4 protein-coding genes are annotated in these 1,833 nt (G+C 61.5%); 3 read left to right on the forward strand and 1 reads right to left on the reverse strand.

Annotated elements, in window-relative coordinates; all coding sequences use genetic code 11:
• Positions 1-109: 109 nt before the first annotated feature.
• A complete protein-coding gene (locus DWB68_RS15650) occupies positions 110-466 on the forward strand; it encodes a hypothetical protein (protein ID WP_119426039.1) in 357 nt (118 codons plus the stop codon).
• 154 nt (positions 467-620) lie between these two features.
• Here DWB68_RS15650 and DWB68_RS16070 read toward each other — a convergent pair whose 3' ends face one another.
• Positions 621-881: a hypothetical protein gene (locus tag DWB68_RS16070; protein WP_147391719.1), complete on the reverse strand. Its 261-nt coding sequence runs from the start codon at positions 879-881 to the stop codon at positions 621-623.
• On the opposite strand from DWB68_RS16070, the gene DWB68_RS17095 reads away from it, so the two are divergent.
• A complete protein-coding gene (locus tag DWB68_RS17095; protein ID WP_267896985.1) occupies positions 880-1,002 on the forward strand; it encodes a hypothetical protein in 123 nt (40 codons plus the stop codon). The two genes, DWB68_RS16070 and DWB68_RS17095, sit on opposite strands and share 2 nt — an antisense overlap.
• A gap of 76 nt (positions 1,003-1,078) precedes the next feature.
• A complete protein-coding gene (locus DWB68_RS15655; RefSeq protein ID WP_119426040.1) occupies positions 1,079-1,765 on the forward strand; it encodes a hypothetical protein in 687 nt (228 codons plus the stop codon).
• Positions 1,766-1,833 lie beyond the last annotated feature (68 nt).

Genomic DNA, 1,833 nt, shown 5'->3' on the forward strand with positions numbered 1-1,833 from the left:
TGAAGCACGTCGAGGTCCTCGTGATAGATCAGGGAGTTAGCGCTTCTGATCCTCGGGGACCTCGACCCCTACCCGCCAACCATCACCCGGCGCGCCCTACCCCCACCGGATGTCCGAAGAGCCCCTTAACTGGGACGCCAAGAACCAGAAGATCGTTTCGGCGCTCCTGGATGCGGGCGAAGCGCTGATTGCGCGGCACACGTTCGGTCCGACGCGCTTCTGGGTGTCCACGGACGCGTACTGGACGACGTTCGTGGACAAGCGTGGCCACGGGTACGCTCTCTTCGATCTCGACGGGTTCGACGTGTTCCGTCCTGACAAGCAGCGTTTCGCCTCCCGTGCCGAAGCCCTCGAAGCGTGCCAGCTCGTGGCGCTCGACCACATGCATCTCTCCGACGCCGACGCCAAGCGCCTCATGGCTCGCTTGCGCGCAGAAGCGACGAAAGCGCGCAAGACGAGCGCCTAGCCTCTAACAGTGTTCGCGGGTGAGACTTGGGCGGTCATCACCCGAGAACCGCAGGAGAGCACCCTATGTCCCATAGTCCAGCAGAGTCGAACAAGAAGCCGCTCATCAGGCCGTGGACTCTCGTCGTGATTGCAGGCGTTGCCATCTTCGGCTTTCAGGCGTGCTCGAACGCAGGCTCTTCGAACACATCGAGCGCGTCCTCGTATGCTCCGCTCGTGTCGAGCACTCGAACGGTCGTGTATGAGGTGTTCGACCCAGGAGCGAATGCGGTGACGTCCGAGCGTCGAAACGCCAGCGTCACATTGACTACGCCGACAGGCGTGCAGCAGGCGACGCCCGACTTGCCGATGAAAATGAAGACAGGCGAAATGGGGTTCACCCAGACGTTCAAGAGCGGCTCATTCGTCTCGATCATGGCTCAGAACAAGAACGGGTCCGGCCGCATCACGTGCCGGATCAAGGTCGATGGCAAGGTCATTTCGCAGAACACCTCATCCGGGTCCTACGCGATCGCCCAGTGCTCCGGAACCGTCTAACCCCAGTGCTCCATGGGAACGTGCCTACACATGGTGGCGTGCAGGTATTTTCTGTTCTCTCGCTTTTGGAGTTCTCATGCGTCGTCTCACCAAAGTCGGAAGCGCCCTCTTGGCTGTGGGCGCTCTCACCCTGCCGCTCGGATTTGTCGTCCCCGCCCAAGCCACCGACCCGGCGACGCCGTGCTCGATCGAGGTTTTTGAAAAGGAGACGGCTCGTTTCGCATTCACATGCACCAGCCCGAGCGCCGGACAGTCCTATCAGTTCGTCACCGCCAGCAACTACGGCGGGGACTGGCAGCAAGGCGGAGACCGTCTGAAATCGAGCGGCGCTTCTTCAACAGCCCTCACCGACGTCTCTGCGACCGACAATGGCGACGGGACCACCACGTACGTCACCGAAGAAGCGATGGACCTGTCAACGCACTACCCGATTGGGCGCGAACCAGTCGCCAACCCACTCCTGGGTGACCCGTGGCTCTACGCTTCCGCCGTCATGCTGGAGGCTGGGAACTCGTGGACTAAGACCGAATACCTAAACCGGGCTGTCGGCACTCAGGCGACCGCATTCAACGAGTTCTTCGAGACGACCACCGCACGATCGACGGCCTTCGTCGAGCCGAACTCCACAGTGCATGTGAACGCCTTCGACGCCGTAGGACGCCCATACTTCGATGAGTACGACACCATTGCCGGTGCGGACGGAAAACTGGCTCTTCGGACATCCGGTGGGGGTAGGGCTCGCCGGGTGATGGTTGGCGGGTAGGGGTCGAGGTCCCCGAGGATCAGAAGCGCTAACTCCCTGATCTATCACGAGGACCTCGACGTGCTTCA

The organism is Galactobacter valiniphilus (assembly GCF_003575975.1).
GTDB lineage: Bacteria > Actinomycetota > Actinomycetes > Actinomycetales > Micrococcaceae > Galactobacter > Galactobacter valiniphilus.